Origin of the sequence: Rossellomorea sp. LJF3 (assembly GCF_037046045.1) — a bacterium.
Classification (GTDB): Bacteria; Bacillota; Bacilli; order Bacillales; family Bacillaceae_B; genus Rossellomorea.
In genome coordinates, this window is sequence record NZ_JBANLY010000002.1 from 214,023 (window position 1) to 237,615 (window position 23,593).

Annotated in this window: 21 protein-coding genes; 7 read left to right on the top strand and 14 right to left on the bottom strand. The window is 43.7% G+C overall.

Annotated features, from left to right (window positions below):
* Positions 1-10 precede the first annotated feature (10 nt).
* On the top strand, positions 11-787 hold the full coding sequence (locus V8G47_RS03555; protein WP_336198905.1) for a 3-hydroxybutyrate dehydrogenase: 777 nt from the start codon (positions 11-13) through the stop codon (positions 785-787).
* 42 nt (positions 788-829) lie between these two features.
* Here V8G47_RS03555 and V8G47_RS03560 read toward each other — a convergent pair whose 3' ends face one another.
* A complete protein-coding gene (locus V8G47_RS03560; RefSeq protein ID WP_336198906.1) occupies positions 830-2,437 on the bottom strand; it encodes an SLC13 family permease in 1,608 nt (535 codons plus the stop codon).
* 197 nt (positions 2,438-2,634) lie between these two features.
* Here V8G47_RS03560 and V8G47_RS03565 point away from each other — a divergent pair, with 197 nt between their 5' ends.
* Positions 2,635-3,264 carry a YczE/YyaS/YitT family protein gene (locus V8G47_RS03565; RefSeq protein WP_336198907.1) on the top strand — a complete coding sequence of 210 codons (630 nt, stop codon included), beginning with the start codon at positions 2,635-2,637 and terminating at the stop codon, positions 3,262-3,264.
* 195 nt (positions 3,265-3,459) lie between these two features.
* Here the strand turns inward: V8G47_RS03565 and V8G47_RS03570 are convergent, their stop codons facing one another.
* From V8G47_RS03570 to V8G47_RS03585, 4 genes are all read right to left on the bottom strand, one after another.
* Entirely contained in the window at positions 3,460-3,804 is a 345-nt protein-coding gene (locus V8G47_RS03570) for a hypothetical protein (RefSeq protein ID WP_336198908.1), read from the bottom strand.
* 116 nt (positions 3,805-3,920) lie between these two features.
* Entirely contained in the window at positions 3,921-5,333 is a 1,413-nt protein-coding gene (locus tag V8G47_RS03575) for a SpoVR family protein (RefSeq protein ID WP_336198909.1), read from the bottom strand.
* Between the two features lie 274 nt (positions 5,334-5,607).
* A complete protein-coding gene (locus tag V8G47_RS03580) occupies positions 5,608-6,798 on the bottom strand; it encodes an MFS transporter (protein WP_336198910.1) in 1,191 nt (396 codons plus the stop codon).
* Between the two features lie 249 nt (positions 6,799-7,047).
* A complete protein-coding gene (locus V8G47_RS03585) occupies positions 7,048-7,350 on the bottom strand; it encodes a DUF3889 domain-containing protein (RefSeq protein ID WP_034763166.1) in 303 nt (100 codons plus the stop codon).
* A gap of 168 nt (positions 7,351-7,518) precedes the next feature.
* On the opposite strand from V8G47_RS03585, the gene V8G47_RS03590 reads away from it, so the two are divergent.
* On the top strand, positions 7,519-7,773 hold the full coding sequence (locus V8G47_RS03590; protein ID WP_336198911.1) for a YhdB family protein: 255 nt from the start codon (positions 7,519-7,521) through the stop codon (positions 7,771-7,773).
* Positions 7,774-7,904: 131 nt separating this feature from the next.
* Here V8G47_RS03590 and V8G47_RS03595 read toward each other — a convergent pair whose 3' ends face one another.
* The 6 genes from V8G47_RS03595 to V8G47_RS03620 all read right to left on the bottom strand — a co-directional run bounded on the left by V8G47_RS03595 (position 7,905) and on the right by V8G47_RS03620 (position 16,005).
* The gene (locus V8G47_RS03595) at positions 7,905-8,447 is read right to left on the bottom strand and encodes an NADPH-dependent FMN reductase (RefSeq protein ID WP_336198912.1); all 543 of its coding nucleotides are present in this window, start codon (positions 8,445-8,447) and stop codon (positions 7,905-7,907) included.
* 21 nt (positions 8,448-8,468) lie between these two features.
* Entirely contained in the window at positions 8,469-9,104 is a 636-nt protein-coding gene (locus V8G47_RS03600) for a response regulator (protein WP_034763161.1), read from the bottom strand.
* Positions 9,105-9,118: 14 nt separating this feature from the next.
* Positions 9,119-10,234: a GAF domain-containing sensor histidine kinase gene (locus V8G47_RS03605; RefSeq protein WP_336198913.1), complete on the bottom strand. Its 1,116-nt coding sequence runs from the start codon at positions 10,232-10,234 to the stop codon at positions 9,119-9,121.
* A gap of 174 nt (positions 10,235-10,408) precedes the next feature.
* Positions 10,409-12,160 carry a phospho-sugar mutase gene (locus tag V8G47_RS03610; protein ID WP_336198914.1) on the bottom strand — a complete coding sequence of 584 codons (1,752 nt, stop codon included), beginning with the start codon at positions 12,158-12,160 and terminating at the stop codon, positions 10,409-10,411.
* A 348-nt stretch (positions 12,161-12,508) separates the two neighbouring features.
* Positions 12,509-14,050 carry a bifunctional GNAT family N-acetyltransferase/carbon-nitrogen hydrolase family protein gene (locus tag V8G47_RS03615; RefSeq protein WP_061810936.1) on the bottom strand — a complete coding sequence of 514 codons (1,542 nt, stop codon included), beginning with the start codon at positions 14,048-14,050 and terminating at the stop codon, positions 12,509-12,511.
* A 281-nt stretch (positions 14,051-14,331) separates the two neighbouring features.
* On the bottom strand, positions 14,332-16,005 hold the full coding sequence (locus V8G47_RS03620) for a glycoside hydrolase family 13 protein (protein WP_336198915.1): 1,674 nt from the start codon (positions 16,003-16,005) through the stop codon (positions 14,332-14,334).
* Between the two features lie 165 nt (positions 16,006-16,170).
* Between V8G47_RS03620 and V8G47_RS03625 the strand changes: the two genes are divergently transcribed.
* Both V8G47_RS03625 and V8G47_RS03630 read left to right on the top strand, forming a co-directional pair.
* On the top strand, positions 16,171-16,596 hold the full coding sequence (locus V8G47_RS03625) for a disulfide oxidoreductase (RefSeq protein WP_336198916.1): 426 nt from the start codon (positions 16,171-16,173) through the stop codon (positions 16,594-16,596).
* Between the two features lies 1 nt (position 16,597).
* Complete coding sequence (locus tag V8G47_RS03630) at positions 16,598-17,071, top strand: thioredoxin family protein (RefSeq protein WP_336198917.1); 474 nt, start codon at positions 16,598-16,600, stop codon at positions 17,069-17,071.
* A 179-nt stretch (positions 17,072-17,250) separates the two neighbouring features.
* On the opposite strand, the gene V8G47_RS03635 is transcribed toward V8G47_RS03630, so the two are convergent.
* Positions 17,251-17,649, bottom strand: a complete 399-nt coding sequence (locus V8G47_RS03635) for a DUF5365 family protein (RefSeq protein WP_336198918.1) — start codon at positions 17,647-17,649, stop codon at positions 17,251-17,253.
* Between the two features lie 174 nt (positions 17,650-17,823).
* Between V8G47_RS03635 and V8G47_RS03640 the strand changes: the two genes are divergently transcribed.
* A complete protein-coding gene (locus V8G47_RS03640; protein WP_336198919.1) occupies positions 17,824-18,708 on the top strand; it encodes an RluA family pseudouridine synthase in 885 nt (294 codons plus the stop codon).
* A gap of 81 nt (positions 18,709-18,789) precedes the next feature.
* Here the strand turns inward: V8G47_RS03640 and wrbA are convergent, their stop codons facing one another.
* Together wrbA and V8G47_RS03650 are read right to left on the bottom strand one after the other, a co-directional pair.
* Complete coding sequence (gene wrbA / locus V8G47_RS03645) at positions 18,790-19,404, bottom strand: NAD(P)H:quinone oxidoreductase type IV (protein ID WP_336198920.1); 615 nt, start codon at positions 19,402-19,404, stop codon at positions 18,790-18,792.
* A 395-nt stretch (positions 19,405-19,799) separates the two neighbouring features.
* Positions 19,800-20,630 (bottom strand): aldo/keto reductase, encoded by an 831-nt coding sequence (locus V8G47_RS03650; RefSeq protein WP_336198921.1) that lies wholly within the window; start codon positions 20,628-20,630, stop codon positions 19,800-19,802.
* A gap of 392 nt (positions 20,631-21,022) precedes the next feature.
* On the opposite strand from V8G47_RS03650, the gene V8G47_RS03655 reads away from it, so the two are divergent.
* Complete coding sequence (locus V8G47_RS03655; protein WP_336198922.1) at positions 21,023-23,560, top strand: glycoside hydrolase family 31 protein; 2,538 nt, start codon at positions 21,023-21,025, stop codon at positions 23,558-23,560.
* The last annotated feature ends 33 nt before the right edge of the window (positions 23,561-23,593 follow it).

Consider the following 23,593-nt stretch of genomic DNA (forward strand, 5'->3'; position numbering starts at 1 on the left):
GGAAATCAAAATGGTCAATGACAAAGTGGTATTTATTACTGGTGCTGCAAGAGGGATTGGATTTGAAATCGGGGAACATTTTGCCCAAAATGGTGCAAAGGTCGTTCTGTCCGATATCAATCAAGAAGGATTGGATGAAGCAGTAGATGAACTAAAAAGCAGAGGGTTTGAATGCCTTGGCATAAAATGTGACGTAACCAGTGAAAAAGACGTGAAGGCCGGAATTGATAAGACCGTGGAACACTACGGACGGATAGATGTCCTGATCAATAACGCAGGGCTTCAACATGTTTCACCCATTGAGGACTTTCCGATTGAAAAGTTTGAACTATTAATCAAGATCATGCTGACCGCCCCATTCATCGCAACAAAATTTGCTTTTCCACATATGAAAAAGCAGAAGTTCGGACGGATCATCAATATGGCATCGATTAATGGCCTGATAGGGTTTGCCGGAAAAGCTGCCTATAATAGCGCGAAGCATGGTGTCATCGGATTGACCAAAGTCTCGGCCTTAGAGGGAGCTGAACACGGGATTACAGTCAATGCTATGTGTCCCGGTTACGTGGATACCCCCCTTGTCCGTAACCAGCTGAAAGACATCTCCACCACCCGTGGTGTTGAGCTTGAAAAAGTATTGGAGGATGTCATTTATCCCCTTGTTCCACAAAAACGATTGCTATCAGTAGAAGAAATTGCGGACTACACCATCTTCCTTGCAAGTGACAAAGCAAAGGGCGTAACCGGTCAAGCCGTAGTGTTGGATGGTGGATATACAGCCCAGTAATTCTGCACAGAAAAATCGGATCAGAAACCTGATCCGATTTTTTTACTTTAAATGCTCAGGAAATGCACCAAGGTCCACTCCCCACACGAGCGGCATCACAAAATAAATCAATAGAGTGATAAACACAATACTAATCAAGTTCAACCAGACTCCGGCTTTCACCATATCCCCCATTTTGATATAGCCAGACCCGAAGACAACGGCATTCGGAGGAGTTGCAACCGGCAGCATGAAAGCACAGGATGCAGCAAGCCCGGCGGCTACCATCAGGCTATAGGGATGAACGTTCAAAGCAGCAGCCAACGCTGCCATAATAGGAAACATCATCGTAGCTGTAGCCGTATTGGACGTGATTTCCGTCAGGAATATAACAAAGGTTGTCACAGCTGCAAGGATGATAATGAAGGAGACACCTTCAAGGACCGTCAACTGCTTTCCGATCCATTCCGCCAAGCCCGTTTCCTTGAACCCTTTGGCAATGGCAAGACCTCCCCCGAATAGAAGCAGGATTCCCCACGGCAGCTTCTTCGCATCCTCCCAATTGATCAACCTTGTCTCTTTTCTTCCCGGAAGAAGGAAAAGGACAAGTGCCCCCGTCATGGCAATGATCGTGTCATCTAAATCAGGGATCCACTGGTTCAATAAGAAGGAACGTGTGATCCAGCATAGGGCAGTGACTGTAAAGACCGTTAGAACGAGTTTTTCCTCAAATGAAATGCGACCGAGGGAGCGGTTTTCCTTTTCGACGATTTCCCTTCCCCCCGGTAATTCTTTTATTTTCAAAGGAAACGCCACTTTAATGAGATACCACCACGTAGCGATGAGAAGAATGACGGCAAGAGGGACTCCGAACAGCATCCACTTGGCAAAGGAGAAATCGATACCATAGAGCTGTTTCACCACTGCAGCGAATATGGTGTTCGGAGGCGTTCCGATTAATGTCCCCAACCCTCCGATCGATGCACTATAGGCAATCCCCAGCATGATGACTTTACTGAAGTGCCCTGTCCTATTCGCTCCCTCTTTCTTTAAGCTTTCATTCACCTGGTAAATCACGGCGGTTCCGATCGGCAGCATCATCATGGCCGTTGCCGTGTTCGAAATCCACATGGACAGAAACCCCGTGGCAAGCATGAACCCCAGGACAATCCGTTCCGTACTCGTCCCAATCAGCAGGATGATGTTCATGGCGATGCGCTTATGTAAGTTCCATTTTTCCATGGCAATCGCTATGATAAACCCGCCCATAAACAAAAAGATGGTCCCATCCCCATAAGCAGATGTGACATCCCCTGACTGCAGTGCCCCGGTAACGGGAAACAGAATGATCGGTAGCAGGGATGTAGCCGGTATCGGGATCGCTTCCGTAATCCACCAGATCGCAATCCAGACTGTACCTGCAAGGACAGCCACTGCTTCTTTGGACAATCCTTCAGGAGAAAAGAACAGGATGATGAGAAAGAATAAAAGCGGCCCTAAGACAAACCCGACTTTCTGTCCGGGATTTGCAGAAGGTTCTGGAGAACGATCCGTCTGCACCCCTCCATTTACCCCGGCTGGAGTACTTCCTGATGTGAAAAACCTGAACGTCTCCAATACATCATCATGCCACCCCCACAGCGTTTTCCAAGCATACTTCACTGTTTGCATCTTATTCCCCCTTTTCTTGTCATACTGGACCATACCCCTTGGAGAAACCGGTATAAACAAGAATCAACCACAATTTGTAAGATTGTCCCATTCCTCACTTATCATAAACAGAATGAAAAAAGGACCATTTCATCATAAAGCTTTTCATTGTAAAATAATGTTAGAGTAAAGATGACGGGCAGATAAAAGGAGAAAGTATGAAAATCTATTGGCAGATCAGCTATTTTGTAATCGGGTTACTTATTTTCAGCTATGGCATCAGCATGTCCATTAAAGTACAATACTTAGGCATCCACCCATGGGATGTTTTAAATATCGCTTTGTTCGATAAGTTCGGGCTGACCATCGGAACGTGGAATATCATTGTCGGTGCCACTCTCATAGCAGGCACGCTTATCTTGAAGGGGAAATATATTCAAATCGGAACGATCCTGAATGGAGTAATGGTCGGCATGCTCGTTGACTTTTTTCTTTTTTATGATTTGCTTCCTCCACAAACGGGTCCGGTTACAGACATCCTGATTCTCCTGTCTGCCATTTTGTTGATGGGGGTTGGAGGCGGGTTGTATTCTGCTGCACATCTTGGAACGGGGCCAAGGGATGGATTTATGCTGACCATTTCAGACCTGACCAATCTTTCCATCAGCAGAGTCCGGATCATATGCGAGTGTACCGTCTTACTGATCGGTCTACTCCTCTCCGGTCCCGTCTTCGTTTTCACGTTTATTTATACGTTCATCCAAAGTCCCATCTTCCAAAAATCGTTTTTATACTTTACCGAAAGACTCCATACCCGGTTTCCGGATCGGAGCAATATTAGTATGTAATTTAGAAAAGCGGAAGAGGCTCGCACTGGGGCGACAAGCATAAGGCGAGGTGGCATGAAGGTGTGCTTTTCACCTTCTTGACAGCTTGACTTATGACCTCGAGCCCCAAGCCCCTGGAGCTGGGCATAAAGAAAAGCGGAAGGGGCTGAATCAATAAAGGACAAACTGCCAGAATCGCAGTTTGTCCTTTTCACGTCATGACATTTCGCATGCCACTAATCCGTATTGCCGTCCATGATCCAGCTTCTTAATGAATTGAAACAATTGCTGCACCTCATCATTATCCTGCTCTCTCTTATAGTAGTCTTCCAGCACCGACAGCATTTCATCAGGATACATCAGGCAGGTATGGCTCCCCCAGTCTGTCTGCCTGCCTTCGAATTTTTTATAGTAAATGCCATCCAACAGGGCAAAAAACAGTTCATACCCTTTAGGAAAGAACGGACTGATCCGCTTCGGATAATTATGATTCCAGTCTCCCCCCTCATAATGGAATGTCCGGTCAGTCAAATCACCGATAAAGACTTCAACATCCGCCATCCTATCTCCTCCTCAATCAATAAGTGTCTACTCTACATTGTATAAACCCGTCCACCATGTTTAGAACAAAAAAGGGCCGCCTCAGGATTCTTCTCCCTGATGCGACTCCCGGTTTATTAAAGATATTTTCGCTGGACGCTCCTTCCGTCATACGTAAATAGCATATCCCGGTTCTCCACATGGGTCTCGATATGGACCGGTCTTCCCCAGAGCTGGTGCAAATAAGGTAAAACCTTTTCCAAATATTTAATATCAAGCTCAACATCCTCAAACCAGTGCTTAAGATAGAGCTCTCCGCTCTTCATGTAGTCCCCGTCATTCACAGTGATGTAAGGGAATCCGCCATTCACCCTCATGCCCACGAGCTGATCCCGGACATGGGTCCATTCTTTATCGACAATTTTATAATCCTTCCCCTGCTTTTGGAACAGATACATATCCTCCCTCGTCACCAGATCTTTCGTTAAATAGTTTCGTAAGAAGGAAATATCCGATTCTATTTCACGCACTTCAAACATTTTTTCACGACCGGAATTAGGCTTTACCCCCCGTTTTTTCATTTCTTCTGTCGGATTATCGAACCGATCCTCAATATCTTCGAAAATCTTCAGACCCAGATAATATGGATTGATCTGTGTACGGGATGGCTGTACGACGCCAGCATTCAGCTTGGCAAACTCGATCGATTCCCCGCTTGTCAGATCCATTTCACGAATGATCCGTTGATGCCAATACGAGGCCCACCCTTCATTCATGATCTTCGTTTCAAGCTGAGGCCAGAAATACAGCATTTCTTCCCTCATCATCGTCAATATATCCCGCTGCCAGTCCGACAATTCCCTGCTATACTGCTCGATGAAAAGAAGGATATCCTTTTCCGGCTGCGGTGGAAACTTTTTCTTCACTTTCTTCTTTTCCCTGCTCTTTGGCTTTTCATCCAAGGACCATAGATCATCATAAGGAGACGCATGGCTCACTTCTTCTTCTTCCCACTCCACATCATCCAGCGTCCACGACAGCTTCGGGCGCATAAGGGAAGGATCGATGTGTTCATCCACGGCAAGGACCGCATCAAGGAAATTCTCGACTTCCTGCTTCCCATGTTCAATCTCATACCTGCGCACACGTTCAGCCGTAGCCGCCATACTTTCCACCATATCCCGTTTCGTATTCTGGAACCGGACATTGTTTTTAAAGAAATCACAGTGTGCCAGAACGTGAGCCACAATCAATTTATTCTGTATGAGGGAATTGGAATCCAGCAAAAACGCATAACAAGGATCCGAGTTGATCACAAGCTCATATATCTTACTCAAACCCAAATCATACTGCAGCTTCATCTTATGGAACTGCTTCCCGAAACTCCAGTGCGAAAACCGTGTCGGCATCCCATAAGCCCCAAATGTATATATAATGTCAGCAGGACAAATCTCATAACGCATCGGATAAAAATCCAGACCAAACCCGGCTGCTATCTCAGTAATTTCCCCTATCGCATTCTGCAAATTCTTCTGCTCCTCTAAATTCATCTTCATCCCCCTCTTTATACTCTTATCTAAATGTATGAAAAGAATAGGGATTTGATGAAAAGAAAAGCGGAAGGGGCTCGTACTGGGGCGACAAGCATAAGGCGAGGTGGCATGAAGGTGTGCTTTTCACCTTCTTGACAGCTTGACTTATGACCTCGAGCCCCAAGCCCCTGGAGCTGGACAATAGAAAAGCGGAGCCGGGTTGGGCAGAGGCGACAAGCATAACCCTAAAAAAGCTGTTCCCCCAATCCAGGGAACAGCCTTCTTATCAACCTTACGTATTCAGGTTCTTTTGCAATAGTTTTACTGGGATGAGTGTAGTGAGCAGCAGGAGTGCAGACCATGTGAAAACCATTGAAACACTCATGACTTCCAGCAAAAGTCCGACCCCCACTGACGATAAGCCGAACAAGAGAGTGGTTAACGCCCCTTGTGCAGCATAAATCTTCCCGAGCTCTTCAGGTGGCGCACTCTCCTGTAGATACGTCTGAAGCACTACATTCTTTATTTGATCAAACAACCCGAACACAAACGACAAGATTAGTGCCATCACGGCAACTTTATTCCAGGCAAATACAAGGGTGACACCTGAAGTGACGACCATACAGAAAGGGAGCCACTTATGCCGGTGTTTTGAAAAGATGCCATGCAGCTTAAATATGAGATATGAGGCAAGGACCAATCCGACAAAGAAGCTTGAGTTGATGAATCCCCACCATTCTTCACCCCGCTGAAGCAGGAGATCCACATATAAATAAAGAACGGCGGCAATCCAGACGGTCCCTGAAATCGACTCCAGCCCGTATATCCAAAAAACGGGAACCAGCCCTTTCCGACTTTTAACCTGAGACCATCCCTCTAAAAGCTCCTGCCACCAAACCTTGCGAACTTCCAGCGTGCTGCTTGGAATGACCGGCAGCTTAAGCATAAAAAAGGTGCTGGCCAGGAACAAGATGATCACCACAATAAAAAGATTCGTTGCATTCAGGACAGCTAAAAGAATTCCGCCCAAAGCCCAGCTTGAGAATTGAATCGTCTGATCGACGGTTGAGAGGAAGCCATTCGCCCCCATAAGCTCCTCTCTCTTAACCAGAAATGGCACATATGCATTTCTCGCCGGCAGTGCCCAACCATCCAAAAAGGAAATGATACTCGCACAAACGAGATATATCCATATATTCCCGATATTAAGTACTATCATTAGGAGGAACACGCATAAAAAAAATGTCTTCCCCATTTGCGAATACGCGATCAAGCTCCTCATCTGTGTACGATTCAACAACAAAGGTGCTGCCATGCTGCTGATAAATCGTGAAAAGGTGATCACTAAAGGAACAGCCGTCATGTAAACAGCAGAACCGGTCATGTTGTATACAAGGGAGATCAACCCTACGATATAGAAGATATCCCCCATATTGGCCAATGACTGACCGAACCACAGATTTCTAAATGCATTGGAATGCATATCTCTTCCTCCCTCTATTCAGTTTATATATAGGTAAGAAAAGAGCAGCATCACATCGGAACAAAGATCCCCTTTCAGAATCAAAACGATTTATGTATGATTTCATTTTAGCAAATTGGTGGTGAGTTTGCAGTAATACTTTAGTTTATCATCATATGGGTATGCGGGTGCAGGTTTTATGGGGAAATGGCCAGTCTCACCTATAACAAAAAAAGCCTCCTTAGTCAAAGAAGACTTCATCTGTTCCCGTTATTCCTTCACCGAGATGTTGAGTACCTTTTCATTGTCCAGATCGTGTACTACGATTACAACGACCTTTTTCTCTGCATTGTTTTCCTGCACGGTAAATTCAAAGGCATCGGATACTTTGTTCTCCGTCATTTTCTTGCGCCCCTGGTACTGATAATCCTTTACAGGCTGCCCGGGATAGTCCTCTTTGATGACTGCTGTCGCAATGCGTCCAAACTTCTTATAATCCGACTGCTCGGCATGCGCCTGACTTGAAAATACCAGAAAAAATACAGTTGATAACATCACGATTGCTTTCTTCATTTTCATCACCTCTATTTACGTTTCATTACATAGGATGAATTAATCAGTCGTTTTTATACACCCAATAGAAGGAAAACGAGCATTTGCAACAGTACCAACTTTTACAGAGAAATTAATATCGTTTTCTCGTGCACAATAGGAGTACCCCTTCAGAAGGAGGGAAACCAAGTGAACAAAGTCGATTACGATCGGGCCTTGTATTACACTCACCGATCAGAATGGGATAACCTGTTGATCCTTATGGTGAGAACGAAGGATGACCTTCTTTCAAAAAGAATTGAACATTTCTTACATGCGTATCATTTTTCTAATGATTACACGGTTGTAGAGCGTAATCTCTATACGCTTTTACGATATATCGAACATGCAAACTTCACCTTTAGTGTCGAGCAACCACTCCAGGAAACCTTTGCAGAGATGTAACAAAAAGAGAATTCCACCTACGGCTGATCCAATTAGTATGCGCTATTGGATCAGCTTTTATTTATTTCGAGTTGCATCATTTATTTCACGTACAACATCATAAAAAAAACCGGCAAAATGCCGATTTTTCATCATTGTGACGAAATTTCAGTTTTTACCAGTTCAGCTGCTTTTACATACACCTTTAGTTCCCTCATCAGGTCATCCACTAACTTTGCAGGTTCCTCCAATAGCCCATCACTTTCATAATCAAAGCAGTGGGGATCAAGAACAAGCTGCTTCGGAATGACATTTGCATACACTCCCCGACCGACGATCCGAAGATTATTCAAGCAGTTTATACCGCCTTTCCCCCCGCCTGCGCATGCAAGAAGCGCAACAGGTTTATGGGCAAATTGCTCACTGCTTAAGAAATCGAGTGCGTTTTTGAGTGCCCCGCTCATACCGCTGTGATATTCCGGGGAAGCTAAAATGACGGCGTCCGCATCTTTCACTTTTTTCTTGAGAGATTGAACGGCGGCGACCTCCGATTGCTCCTGTTCTCCCGTGTAGAGTGGAAGGGAGCCATCACTCAAATCAATAAGATCACAATCATATGTCCTTGCAATGAATCTTGACGCAATTCCAGTGCGTCCGCGTTTTCTCGGGCTTCCATTGATGATTACGATGTTCATGTCATAAAAATCCTTTCCAGATTAATTTTTTGTCAATTGATGTTTCACGGCATAAAGTGCCGCCTGTGTCCGATCTGACACTTCCAGCTTGGAAAAAATGTTCGAAATATGGGTCTTGACGGTTTTTTCCGTAATATAGAGGCTTGAAGCAATCTCTTTATTACTCTTCCCTTTCGTCAGCTCAATCAAAACATCCTTCTCCCGTTTGGTGAGCTCATGAATTTTATGGGGAGGCTCTCGTTTCGTGATCCTTGTCAGTAAATGATTGGTTGCTTTCGGGTGAAGAGAATTTTCACCTGATAGGAGTTTTCGGATCCCGCTCACTAATTCATCGGGTTCAATGTCCTTTAACTGATATCCAGCCGCTCCTGCTTCTATAGCGGGAATCACGTGATTCTGGTCGGAAAAGCTCGTCAGCATCAGAATTTGAATGTCTGGATACTTCTTTTTAATTTCCCTGGTCGCCTGGATGCCGTCCATGACCGGCATCATCAGATCCATCAGGATGATGTCGGGTTTCAAGTCTCCAGCCATCCGAACGGCCTCTTGCCCATCCTTCGCTTCACCTACGATATCAAAGTCCTTTTGTGTTTTCAAAAAGAAAACCAATCCCCTCCGCACGACGTGGTGATCATCTGCTATCAATACTCTAATCATTTACCCGGCACCTCCTAATACGGTAATCGAACTGATATGACCGTTCCCCTTCCAAGCTGACTGTCGATCTTCAGCGTACCACCAATGCTTTTCACACGTTCCTTCATACTTTGGATCCCTACTGAAGGCAGGGACTGCTTTCCGTCATATTGAAATCCGTATCCTCTATCTTCAATCGTCAGATGGATCGATTGCGACTCACTTTTCAATGTATAGAGGATGCGTTTCTCCCCGGAATGCTTTTTACAATTATTCAGTGCTTCCTGACTGACACGCCACAACACTTCTTCTATTTTAGAGCTTAAGGAGATGACTCCTTCCACTTTCGTTTCCAAGGTCAATCCAAGCATCTCTGCGTATCCTTTAGAAGCTTCTACGACTCCATTCTCAAGTCCATGGGGTCTCAATTGCCAGATGAGGGCCCTCATTTCCGATAAGGCTTCCTGAGCCAACCCTTGAATCGTTCTGAACGTATCCTTTACCTCTTCATCCCCGGTCATTTCTGCCCCTCCCCTTGCCGTCAACGTAAGGGAGAACAACAATTGATTGACCGAATCATGAAGGTCTCTTGCCAGTCGGTTCCTTTCTCCGATCAACGCGACTTCCTGCTCTTTTTTCGTGAGCAGGATGCGCTTGATGGCGGACCCGATTTGGAAGGCAACCGATTCAAGAAGCGCCAGTTCGTCTGTGGAGAAGTGAGTCTTGTTCGGTGCTGCGACATTCAATAACCCAAAGGACTCATCCCCGGACTGGAGGGGGACCGTCGCATGATGTGTAATATCATCTGTGTCTTCCCTGTTCTCTTCGATGGCCTGCTCGATCCGCTGACATTCAATAATATTGGACGCTTTGGTGAGTTTACCTTTTCGAAATCGATTCACACACCAGCACCCGCCTTTTTTCATCGGCTCACATTGACGGTCTGAGAGGGATTCCGGCAGATTCTCATAAGAAACAAGTTCGTGGCTTCCTTCTTTATCAATGAAGAAGATCCACCCTGTTGTAAAGCTTGAACCCCTGATCAGCTTCTTCAGTGCACCTGAAAGCATGGAATCAAGCTCTGTTTCGTTGTTCAGCAACTCGGCTATCTCTTTCAAAAGTCCGATATTTGAAAGGGATTCAGAATTCATGTTCATCGTCCTCTCCGATCCTATACTACTATTATATAGATTTCACATAAATCCGGTATTATCAAAAAGAATGATACCATTCTACGACCATTGACCGAAAACACACGTTCCCATCACAATCCAAAAAACAAGAGATGCAGGAACACATCTCTTGTTTTAGAAGGATGAAAAGGTTTACGCCTTCCCTACAGACGAACGGATCATCGTCTCGACTTTCGCCATGATGGCATCCTGCAGAGCTTGCAATTTATCATCGCTATCAGTTTCAGTCTCACCGATCACGCTGAAATAGAACTTGATCTTCGGCTCGGTCCCTGATGGACGGAGGCAGATCCAAGATCCATCTTCAAGATGATATTTCAACACATTGGAAGAAGGCAGATGAATGGAGGATTCCTCACCTGATACCAAATCCATTTTCTTACTTGTTTTGTAGTCCTCTGAAGAAACCACACGTAAGCCTGCCACTTCTTTTAACGGTTCGTTCCTGAAGTCCTTCAGGATCCCCTGAATTTGTTCGGCCCCTTCTTTTCCTTTCAGGGTCAGACTCTTCAGTCCTTCCTGGTAGAATCCGTGTTTTTCGAATAAATCATGCAAGACATTGTATAGCGTCTTGCCTTCTTTTTTATAGTATGCAGCCGCTTCCGCCGCCATCAATACTGCTTGAATGGCATCCTTATCACGGGCGAAGTCGCCGATCAAGTATCCATAGCTTTCTTCATATCCGAATAAGAATGAATACTCACCTGTTTCTTCGTATTGCTTGATTTTTTCACCGATGAATTTAAAACCTGTCAGTACATCCTCGACTGAAGCTCCATAATGCTCAGCTACTTTACGGCCCAATTCGGATGTCACGATGGTTTTGAATACCCGGCCGTTCTCAGGGATCATATTCTTTTCCTGTTTGCGGGCAAGAATATAATCCAAGAGGATGGCACCTGTCTGGTTCCCGGTAAGGAGGATATACTCGCCAGTTTCCCCTTTTACTGCTACACCCAAGCGGTCTGCATCGGGATCCGTCGCAATCAGGATATCCGCGTCGATTTCCTTCCCGTCACGGATGCTGTATTCAAATGCCGCTTTATCTTCAGGGTTCGGAGACTTCACTGTTGTAAATTCAGGATCAGGGATTGCCTGTTCCTTTACAATGTGAACTTGCTCATATCCTAATGCTTTCAAACCTTTTTCTGCCATCTTCAAGGCAGTGCCATGCAGTGGTGAGAAGACAATTTTCAAATCGGTTTCCTTGGCGATTTGAGGCTTCTCGGAAATCGAAATCAAATGTTCCAGATATGATTGATCGATGTCTTCCCCGATCATTTTAATCAGGCCTATTGCTTTTAATTCTTCTTCGGTCTGAACCTGGATTTCCAGTTCGTTTTCAACGGCATTCACTTTCCCGATCACTGCATCCGCTACATGTGGAGGAAGTTGAGCACCATCTTCCCCGTACACTTTATACCCATTGTATTCAGGCGGATTATGGCTAGCAGTCACCACGATCCCGGAGAAGGCATTTAGCTGCCGCAGGGCAAATGAAAGCTCCGGTGTCGGTTTCAATTCATCAAAGACATATGTTTGGATGCCATGGGTTGCCAGGGTCTTCGCTGACTCCATGGCAAATTCAGGTGATTTATAACGGGAGTCGTAAGCGATTACAACTCCGCGATTTTTAGCCTCCTGACCTTGTTCTTCTATGTATCGCGCCAGTCCTTCAGAGGCTTTTCTGACTGTATAGATGTTCATCCGATTGGTTCCGGGACCGATTTCTCCCCTCATTCCACCCGTACCGAATTCAAGGTTTTTGTAAAATGCGTCTTCCAAGGACTTTTCGTCGTCTTTCATTGACTCTAGAAGTTCATTGACTTCTTTGTCCAGATGTAAGTAGCTGCTCCATTTTTCCCAAGATGTTTTCCAACTCAAAACGATCCCCTCCTAATGCTGTATAATAATGAATTCTATCATATATTGTAGAATTCCTTCTAAAACAATCCGTCACATGTCGACAAGATTCGTTTAATCCTTATTTTAGCATAATTTTCATTTGAAAGAATTAGTATGTTTTGTTGATTAATAAGCGAGTGCTGGTTGATTTCCACTCCAGGTGCTCGCTTTCCGCGGGGCGTGAGTTGAGCACCTTCCCTTTATAAGTGTACAATTAGAAATATCATGAATGATCATATTCCCACGATATATTTATAGATGAATGGTAAAAAATGCTTTCATAGATAAAGCCCCGCTGAACAATTCAGCAGGGCCATTTGATGTGCATTACTTCTTATAATTCACTCCATAGACATCATGGCGTCGGTCTTTGAGCTGACGGACGGTGCCTGATTGGCGCTGGCGGCGGAGGACTTCGAGGTCGACGTCTCCGATCATGACCATTTCGATGTTCGGGTTGGTCTCGCCCACGATTCCGTCACGTGCGAATTCAAAGTCGGACGGTGCAAAAATGCCGGACTGGGCATATTGGATGTCCATATTTTCCGTTTGTGGAAGATTTCCGACCGTACCGGAAATGACTGTATAGATTTGATTCTCCACTGCACGGGCCTGGGCACAGTATCTGACGCGAAGATAACCTTGACGGTCCTCTGTACAGAATGGGGTGAAGATGATCTTCGCCCCTTTGTCTGTAGCGATACGGGCAAGCTCTGGGAATTCAATATCATAGCATATTTGAATCGCGATCTTCCCGCAATCCGTATCGAAGACCCTGACAGAATCCCCTGGGCTGATTCCCCACCATTTCCGTTCATTCGGTGTGATATGAACTTTGTATTGCTTCTCGATCGTCCCATCACGACGGAAGAGATAGGCAATATTGTAGATCTCATCGTTTTCTTCCTTGACGAAGTGTGAACCCCCGATGATGTTGACATTGTACCGAACAGCAAGGTCCGTGAATAACTCAATATAATCCTCTGTGAAGTCAGTCAACCGTCTTACTGCAAGGCTTGGTGATTGAATGTTCAAAAATGACATGAGCTGGGTGGTGAAAATCTCAGGGAACACCACAAAATCTGATTTCGCATCGGAAGCCACATCGGTAAAGTACTCCACCTGATTGGCAAACTCTTCAAAGGAGTTGATTTTCCGCATCATATATTGAACGACACAGATCCGGACCGGGTAGCTCGTCTTGAAATGACGTTTGCTGGATGGACGGTAGTCGACATTATTCCATTCCATCAATGTGGCGTATTTATGGGACCGCTTATCATCCGGCAGGTAGTTCGGATTGATCCTCATCAGGGTGAATCCATTCAGAAGCTGGAACGAAAGGACTGGATCGTAAATCTTGTGACGCCCTACCGAATCCACATACTCCCTTGGAGACATTTCATCAGAATGTTTATGATAATTCGGGATACGTCCCCCGATGATGATACTTTTTAAATTCCACTGCCTCGCAAGGTCCTTTCTGGCTTCATACAAACGGTGGCCTACCTTCATGCGCCGGTAATCAGGGTGCACCATCACTTCGATCCCGTATAGGTTATAGCCATCGGGATTGTGGTTCGTTATGTAACCATTATCCGTTACATCATCCCATGTATGGCGGTCGTCGTACTCATCAAAGTTGATGATCAGACTCGAGCATGATGCGATGATCTCCCCATCTAATTCTGCTACGAGCTGACCTTCCGGGAACACTTCCAGGTGACTTTCCAGATGCTCCACTTTCCATGGGTCCATCCCCGGAAAGCAGACAGACTGCATATTGATGATATCTTGAATGTCCTTATGTTCCATTGGACGGATGATCATTTTCTTTTCAAATTGTGATAAGTCCAGTTTTTCTGCCATCTATGATCTACTCCTTCATAAAATACCTGAATTATATACCCTTATAGTGCACTGTTGAAACGAAGTTCATGACAGTGCATTTCTTTTATTTTAGCAAAGGGGGGAGGATTTTTTGAAGAAATATGATTTATCTTAATATATTCTTGTAAAGCCAGTAGTGGTGGATTTCCGCTCCAGGTGCTCGCTTCAATCAACCTGGTTATCATTTTTCACAGATCTTTAGCACTAAACAAAAACTTTTGAAACAGGAACACCCATTCATATGGATGCTGCATTTAATGCTATCCTTTAAAATAATACACCGTTGCTTCCCAAGGGTTTAAAGTAAATGCATCTTTTTCATGCAGCCCTTCGTTTGATATGAGGACTTCTGCTTGAGTGATATCAAAGGAAGCGATGTTGTCGATGATTTGCTCTTCTCCTGACACATTGCAAAGAACGAGGATCTTTTCATTCTCATATGTTCTCGTATAGGCATAGACGGAAGGGTGATCTGCATAGTGAAGCTCGAACGATCCGTATGGAATGATGGCATGCTTTTTGCGGATGGTGATCAACTTTTGATAGTAGTAGAAAATGGATTCCGGATCGTTTAAGGCTTTTTCGGCATTGATTTCTCTGTAGTTCGGGTTACTGGCGATCCATGGCTCCCCTTCTGTGAAGCCACCGTGTTCCGTGCCGTCCCACTGCATAGGAGTCCTTGCGTTGTCTCTTCCTTTTACGTAAATAGATTTCATGATTTCTTCCGGGTCCATACCTTGGGCTGTTTTTTCCCGATACATGTTCAATGTTTCGATATCCTTATATTGATCAATGGAAGAGAAACGGACATTCGTCATACCAAGCTCTTCCCCTTGATAAATGTAAGGCGTCCCCTGCATCATATGGAGGAGGGTCGCAAGCATTTTCGCAGATTTCACTCGATATTCCCCATCTTGTCCAAGTCTTGAGACGATTCTTGGCTGATCGTGGTTGTTCCAATACAGACTGTTCCAGCCCTTACCGTGAAGTTCTGTTTGCCATTTAGTCAGGATTGATTTCAATTTCACAAGATCGAATGGAATGACGTCCCATTTTCCTCCCGGACCCGAATCGACATCCATATGCTCGAACTGGAATACCATATTGACTTCATTGCGGTCTTCACCTGTATAAAGCACGGCTTCCTCCGGTGTCACACCCGGCATCTCACCAACCGTCATCGCCTCATAATGGGAGAGGACCTCCTGATTCATTTCCTGGAGAAATTCATGAATGCGTGGACCGTTCATAAAGTACTCATGACCGGAAGCATACGGTTTGCCTTCTGGGTTCGGTGCATCTGGTAACGTTGGCACTTTCGATATAAAGTTGATGACGTCCATGCGGAAACCGTCGATTCCTTTATCCAGCCAGAATTTCATCATGTCATAGATTTCCCGGCGCAACTTCGGATTTTCCCAGTTGAGATCCGGCTGCTTTTTCGAGAAGAGATGTAAGAAATACTCTTCTGTCGCCTCATCATATTCCCAGGCAGAACCGCTAAATACTGATTCCCAGTTATTCGGCTCTTTACCGTCTTTTCCTTCACGCCATATATAATAATCACGATATGGATTATCCTTTGTTTTCCTCGATTCCACAAACCAGCCGTGCTCATCGGAAGAGTGATTCACCACAAGATCCATCACAAGCTTCATACCTCGGTTATGCATTTCTCCAAGCATTTCTTCCCAATCAGCCATCGTGCCGAACTCATCCATGATTTTTTTATAGTCGCTAATATCATATCCATTATCATCATTCGGGGATTCATAAACAGGGGATAACCATATCACATCAATGCCCAGTGTTTTCAAATAGTCCAATTTAGAGATGATTCCTTTAATATCCCCGATGCCATCACCGTTGCTATCCATGAAGCTGCGAGGGTAAATTTGATAGACGACCGATTCTTTCCACCATTGTTTTGTCATATGTTTTCCTCCTGTTGAATCTGCCAGTATCAAGCAAATGCTTTCTGCAATCGCTTGCACAAATCGTTAAAAAAATATCACATTTCTTCATAAAGTTTTCTCATTTTACTTTTATAATAATATCATACTATAATTTGATAGAATATACGTAGAAAGGAATTCTATATGAATAAAAAAGCAGATTCTCTGTTATTCCTGGCTTGGGCCTCTTCCCTGATTGCCACGATGGGGAGTTTATACTTCTCTGAAATCATGAAATACGAGCCATGCGAACTATGCTGGTATCAGCGTATATTAATGTACCCGATGGTGATTTTATTAGGAGTGGCTTATGTACGCAAAGATTTTAAAGCGGCATTATATTCTACGATTTTTTCCGGCATCGGCCTTCTCGTTTCCATTTATCACTACTCTATCCAAAAAGTTTCAATCCTGTCTGAAAATGCCCCAGCCTGCGGACGCGTTCCTTGTACAGGTGAATACATCAACCTGTTTGGTTTTATCACGATTCCGTTCCTTGCGCTCTTGGGGTTCATCATCATCTTCATTTCAAGTGTTATCGTATTAAAAGCAATAAAGGAGGAAAACTAGATTGAAGAAAATCATCATATTCCTGGTGGCGATCGTCGGATTATTTGCAGCCATCGCTATTGTCACAAGCGTCCAGAACAGTCAAAAAGCCGAGGGAAATAAGTTCAAAAAAGCGAAACTCGACCCGGCGACAGTTGAACTGCTGGATGATCCGAACTATCAAAATGTCATCCTTCCCGAAGAGTTGGAAGAGAAATTAAAGAACAAAGAAGAGGCAACCGTATACTTCTACAGTTCTACTTGTATCCATTGTAAAAGAACGACACCTACCCTCGCACCCCTTGCCGAAGATATGGGCGTCGACATGGTTCAGTACAATCTGCTTGAATTCGAACAGGGCTGGGATCAATACGGAATCGAAGCCACCCCTACACTCGTTCATTACGAGAATGGAAAAGAAGTGGCGAGAATCGTAGGAGAACATCCTAAAGAAGATTTCAAATCATTTTTCGAAGAGAACGTAAAATCTGAATAAAAAAGAGGGGCTGACTTTTCCACGAGTCAGCCCCTTTCAAGTGAGGAGGAATTTCAAGATGAAGATACGTTGTATCTTCAGGATTAACTTATTACTTGCTATTTTCCCCTCACAAGAACCTTTCAAACATGTTAATGTGAATTTTCTAAAGTATCTAACTATTAAGGACGTGATACGGCTTACACAAGCAGCTGGTTATCCGCTCTCGAGTAAATGCTCAGATTGTGTTTACAGTCCGATTCTTCCGTAAATTGATCATACGATAAAGGGAAGAACATGCCGAAGCTTTGAAGGATCCCGGCATTGTGATAGAACATATCTTCATAAAGGTCTTTTTTTGAGCCGCTTTCAACGATGGAAATCAGCGTCTGCAGGCTTGAGATCACTTGAAATGCTTCCTTAAGAGTCCCGAAATATTCAAAGTTTCTCGTCGTCGTATGTAATACTTGCATATCATCGAATTGTTCAATTTCATCATCTGTGAAATAATCAGGGAAAATAGTACAATACATGTACTGTATAAGCTCTTGAATTTTGTCTTCCTGTTCATGTGTTGATGCTAGTAAAACTTTCACCATCATAACCCACCTTTGTAATGGTTGTAATCTCTCTGTAATAGATATATTAAGGATAACATAGAAGTAGAACCAACAGCGTGGTAATTATACCCATGAATTGGGTTGAATAGGGGCTATGATAGGATTAAATACCCACAATAGTATAAGATATTTGTCATTTAAAGGGGTTTTTTGATGAAAACAAGGAAAATAGGCGAACGATTCGACCTAGTCATTCCAGATAATTGGAAAAATGTAACGATTGAAACAATTCTTAGAAAACACTGGCAGGCCCCTAAGAAACTGGTTCATTCCATGAGGATGGAAGGTGATGTCAAAGTAAATGGAGAGTTGACTTCATGGACTGCCCCCCTCTCAAAAGGGGATATTCTACAGATCCGATTATTCAAGGAAGTCGAATACGATGTTCCCCCAACCTATGGGGAGTTAGACATCTTGTTTGAGGATGAACATCTGATTGTCGTCAACAAACCTGCCGGGATCGATACTCATCCGAATACTCCTGATGAAACGGATACCCTGGCCAACCTTGTCGCTTTCCATCATCAGGCCAAGGGTGAGAGATGCCGTGTGTTGCACATCCACCGGTTGGATCGCGATACGTCCGGCGCAATCATCTTCGCCAAGCATCCGTTAAGTAAAGCGATCCTGGACCGGCTTCTTGCCGAAAGACAAATCAAGCGTACCTATCATGCCCTCGTTCACGGTCGATTAAAGCAGAAAAAAGGCACCATTTCAGAACCGATTGGGAGAGACCGTCATCACAATACGAGAAGAAGGGTTTCGTCTTCCGGTCAGGATGCAGTCACTCATTATAAAGTAATGGAAGTCAGGACTCCCTATACACTCATTGAGGTACAGCTCGATACCGGCCGTACACACCAAATCCGTGTACATATGAGTCACATCGGTCACCCTCTGGCTGGCGACACATTATATGGGGGAAAACCGGTATTCACCAGGCAGGCACTGCATGCAGCCCGAATTTCGTTTCCTCATCCTCTGACGGGGGAACGGATTGAATGTGAAGCTGATTGCCGTGATGATATTGGGTTGTAATGGAATAAATTTTAGGGAAAATCTGTACACACAAAAAAGACCAGGTCACTCAAAACTACGAGTGAGCTGGTCTTTTTATCATTATTTCAATCCATTTTTCACTGCTTCAGCGATTTGGATCGTACGGCGGGTTTGATGCTTCACGGCAGGCTCGACGGATTCGACCATATTGCCTTCCCCATCGACCGTTACACTCGTACCGTATGGATTCCCTCCAGTTGAAAAGCTTGATTGGTCTGTATATCCAGGTGCTGCGATGATGGCACCCCAGTGCATCATGGTTGTGTACAGAGCCAGAACCGTTTGCTCCTGTCCACCGTGTGAGTTGCTTGCAGAGGACGTGGCACTCACAACTTTGTTGGCCAGTTTCCCATTGAACCACAGTCCTCCGGTTGTATCCAGGAACGCTTTGACTTGAGAAGGCACGTTACCGAATCTCGTTGGAACGTTGAACAGATAAGCGTCAGCCCATTCCAGATCATCAAGGGTCGCTACCGGGACCGTATCTTTTGTTTCATTATAGTGCTTTTCCCATGCCGGGTTGGAAGCAATCGCTCCTTCTGGCGCAGTCTCTTCAAAGCGAAGTAATTTCACCTCTGCCCCCGCTTCTTTTGCAGCTTCTTCAGCCCATTTCGCCATCTGATAGTTTGTTCCTGTTGAACTGTAATACATGATTGCCAATTTTACGTTAGACATAAAACCTCTCCTTTAAACATGTTTTTTTATATAGTAATTGGGTGAAACACATAATCAACATTCAGATCAATCCGTTAAGGGAATAAGGTTTCATTTATTGAAAAAACCTTTAAAAAAACAGTCATTTTTTTCCTCTTACCTGTTTTCCCTTCGAGATTTACCTTCAAACATTTCAAATTCAATTATTCTTACGTCAATTATCTTGAATGGAAGATATATAATTAAAAAAATAAGACGAGTTATCTCGAATATGATTATTTTGATTTCGAGATAATTGTATAATACGCTTCTCCTCTATGTCAACAACTATTTGCAACAATTATTGAAATGGGTTGAAGGATGAAAAAAGAGGTCCGTCCCTTTTCATGAGGGACGGACCTCTTTCGAACTATCAATTAAAAATCGAAGTTGTCTGGATCTGGACCAAAACGTTCGTCTAGATTCAGTTGGTTGATTTGATTCATTTCTTCCAGTGAGAGCTCGAAGGTGAACAGATCTGCATTTTCTTTGATGCGGTTTTCATGAACTGACTTCGGAATGATGATGACATCATTCTGAAGGTGCCAGCGAAGAATCACCTGTGCAGCAGACTTTTCATGCTTCTCTGCAATGTGGTTTAAAGTAGGCTCATCCAGTACACGCCCTTGAGCGATCGGTGACCACGCTTCTACTGCGATATTGTGTGAAGCACAGAATTCTCTTATTTTCTCCTGGTTCAGACGAGGATGTAACTCGATTTGATTTAATACAGGCTTTTCATTGCCATTTTTCATCAAATCTTCAAGATGATGCTGATGGAAGTTACTTACACCGATTGATTTGATCAATCCTTCGCTATAAAGCCTCTCCATTGCTTTCCATGTATCATTGTACTTTCCTTCTACCGGCCAGTGAATGAGATACATGTCCAGGTAATCCATCTCAAGCTTCTTCAGGCTCGTTTCAAATGCCTTTAAAGTCGTATCATAGCCTTGATCACTATTCCAAACTTTCGAAGTGATGAACAGGTCTTCTCTCGCTACTCCACCTTCTTTCACACCTTGACCTACGCTTTCTTCATTGTCGTAAATCGCCGCGGTATCGATGGAACGGTACCCTGACTGAATCGCAGCTCGAACAGCCTGAACCGTTTCAGACGGATCTTTCATTTGGTAAACTCCTAAACCGACATAAGGAATTTCGATTCCGTTATGTAGTGTCTTCGTGCTTTGTAAGTTTTTCAACATATTGCATCCCTCCTGATTAAATATTGTACAAACTCAGTCTGAAATATGCTAATTATATGATTGTAAGAGTTGCTCTGTACATATCTCCCTATTTCTTTACATCACATAATCGAAGGTCCGTCCCTCCTCTTTAAAAATCAATTATGACAAAAGACCATCCTTTTGACCCCCCTTACCTATTACAGTTTGTAAGAAACTAGTCTTTCTTGTTCATTTTGAAGTTTCTGTGAAATCATTTACATTATTTGTTGTCGCGCTTCCAAACGTTGGTAAGCGTGCTCTAAGGGACTTTAGACTACACGCGTAAACTTGTCTATACAAGCATTGACGGTGCTTTATGTCATTAGTATAGTAACGAAGCAAAACAAAAATAAATGACATGAGGTGTTATCATGGCTCAAGCCAAACAATCGTTGAGGGTATTGTTCATACTCTCTATTGCAATCATGATCACTCTATCGGCTTCGCTGACTTCCGCTCTGGCTGTCACTCAGCCTGAAGCAGACACTCCTTTAAATAAGGAAAATCTTCAAACCCTGTCTGCAAAAGATGTGAAGAAACTCGATAATGGTGTTCAATTCGATCTGGGAGAATATCAAGCATTCATTCGTATCTTCTCTAAAGATTTAGTAAAAGTATCAGTCTTAAAAGATGGACAGAAAGAAGAATACCCTAAAGCCATCGCGAAAAAGGATTGGAAAACTCCGAAGTTCCAAACAAAAGATAGAAAAGACGTTTACACGATTGAAACAGAAGAACTTACGATCAAAATCAGCAAATCACCATTCGGTGTCAAGTTCCTTGATAAAGAAGGAAACGTCATCAACGAAGATTATATGAAAAACGGAGCTTCATCCGGTTACGAAAATGGAAAGCCATATGTATTCAAGAAAACCGAAAAAGGTGAAAACTTCTACGGTTTCGGTGAACAAGCCGGGTTAAACTTCAACCAACGCGGCGAAAGTATCGGAATGTGGAACACAGATGCATACGCCTATACTAAAGATACGAAATATATTTATACATCCATCCCTTTCTTCATGGGCTTAAAAAATGAAAAAGCATATGGAATAATGTTCGATAACTCCTATCGTTCTTACTACGAAATGGCAAGTGAATCTGATGATTACTACTATTTCTACGCAAACGGCGGCCCCCTTACATACTACTTCATGTACGGACCTGACATTTCTAACGTGTTGGATGTTTACACAGAGTTGACTGGAAAAATGAATATGCCTGCAAAATGGACACTTGGTTTACATCAAAGTAAATGGGAGTACACAGCAGATGAAATCGTCGATGTGGCGAAAACGTATCGTGAAAAAGAAATACCATTGGACACGATGCACTTTGATATCGATTATATGAATGGATACCGTGTATTCACATGGGATCAGAAATATAAAGATGCCCTTCAGCAGCTGAAATCAATGGAAGGCTTCCATGCGATTGCCATCAATGATCCTGCTGTCAAGCAAGATGAAAACTATGATATGTACAATGAAGGCGTCAAGAACGACTACTTCGCGAAAAATGCAGACGGATCTATGTTCATCGGTCCTGTATGGCCTGGAGATTCTGCATTCCCTGACTTTTCAAAAGAAGAAGTCCGAGACTGGTGGGCTTCAAAACATAATATTCTATTTGATGCAGGTATCGATGGAATTTGGAACGATATGAATGAACCTGCCGTATTCCTTGATGGACCTGAATTTAATCACACGATGCCACTTGACAGCTACTTCGGCACAGAAGACAACAAAATCCTTCAAACCGAGTATCATAACCTATATGGTCATGATGAAGCAGAAGCAACATACAATGCCTGGGGTAAGTACAAGCCAAATGAACGCCCATTCGTCCTGACTCGCGATATGTTCTCAGGTTCTCAGCGTTATGCTGCCCTATGGACAGGAGACTCAGTCAGTAACTGGGAACATCTGCAAATGTCGATTCCTATGAATACCAACATCGGACTTTCTGGTGTGGCTAATGTAGGGAATGATATCGGTGGATTTGCTCAACGTCCTGATGCAGAACTATTTGCACGTTGGATCGAAGTTGGTGCATTCTTACCATTCTCCCGCATCCATTATGATTCAGACGCAAAAGCGACAGTGAAACAAGGACAGGAACCTTGGTCATTCGGACCTGAAGTGGAAGATATCAGTAAGAAATATATCGAAATGCGTTACAAGCTCATGCCTTACCTTTACAATGCATTCGAAGATTCGGTTGAATCCGGTAAACCGGTACAGCAGCCGCTCGTCTACCAATTCCAAAAAGATGGAAACACATATGACATCAACGATCAGTTCATGTTCGGAGATTCCATGATGCTAGCACCTGTAGTGGAGCAAGGTAAAACAAACCGTGACGTTTACCTTCCAGAAGGTGAAACATGGGTCAACTTCTGGACACAGGAAGAATATAAAGGCGGACAAACAATCAATGTCGATGCACCACTTGCCCACCTGCCGATCTTCGTGAAGAAAGAATCGATCATTCCCACTCGTGAAGTACAGCAATACACAGGTGAAAACGAACTTACAAACCTGGTTCTTGACACTTATGTAGACGAAGAAGCGTCTTACAGCTTCTATGAAGATGATGGCGAATCACTTGATCATAAAGATGGCGAATATGACATCACGAACTTCAAAGTGAATGAGAAGAAAAATAAAATTGAATTCTCTCAATCCATTGAAGCTGATCGTTACGACTCTGCCCTTGAACAATACACACTGAAGCTGAACAATGAAGAAGCTCCTAAAAAAGTTCAAGCAGGCAAGAGCAAATACAAAGCAGTTTCAACTATGGAACAAATGTCAGAAACAAAACGTTCTTACTTCTACGACAAAGAAACAAAAACGATTTATGTGAACATTCCTGTAGAAGAAGGTAAAAAAGTACAAATCAAATTCTAATCAACACATATTTCCTCAAGGGGCTAATCTTTA